Origin of the sequence: Citrobacter sp. TBCS-14 (assembly GCF_005280805.1) — a bacterium.
Classification (GTDB): Bacteria; Pseudomonadota; Gammaproteobacteria; order Enterobacterales; family Enterobacteriaceae; genus Citrobacter; species Citrobacter gillenii.
The window spans coordinates 1-377 of sequence record NZ_SZWM01000319.1 but is presented as its reverse complement, the minus strand read 5'-3'; the positions used below and the strand labels follow the sequence as shown (position 1 = coordinate 377).

Annotated in this window: 1 pseudogene; it reads left to right on the top strand. The window is 56.5% G+C overall.

Annotated features, from left to right (window positions below):
• Positions 1 to 377 (top strand): annotated as a pseudogene (locus FDX22_RS15300) (AIDA repeat-containing protein); the annotation flags it as partial.

Here is a 377-nt window from a genome sequence, read left to right as displayed (position 1 = left end):
TTATAACACTGTCTGGAATGAATCCAAAGGGATGTGGGTCGTTACCTCCGAACTGACCCGTAAAGGGGGCCTGCGCCCCGGAAAATCAAGCGTACCGCGCTGGCAGGACTGATTGCCGGTCTGCTTCTGCCGTCACAGCCTGTACTGGCTGCAGCCTATGACAATCAGACGCTGGGGAAAGGAGGTACAATGTATCTGGGTGCAGGCGACACGGCAACAAACACGACCATTGACAATGGTGGGCAGCAGCATATCTCCAGCGGCGGCAGTGCCACGAGTACTACTATTAACGCGGCCGGGGCGCAGCATGTTTCCAACGGTGGCAGTGCCACAGACACCACCATTAAATATGGGAACCAGTACGTTTCCAGCGGGGG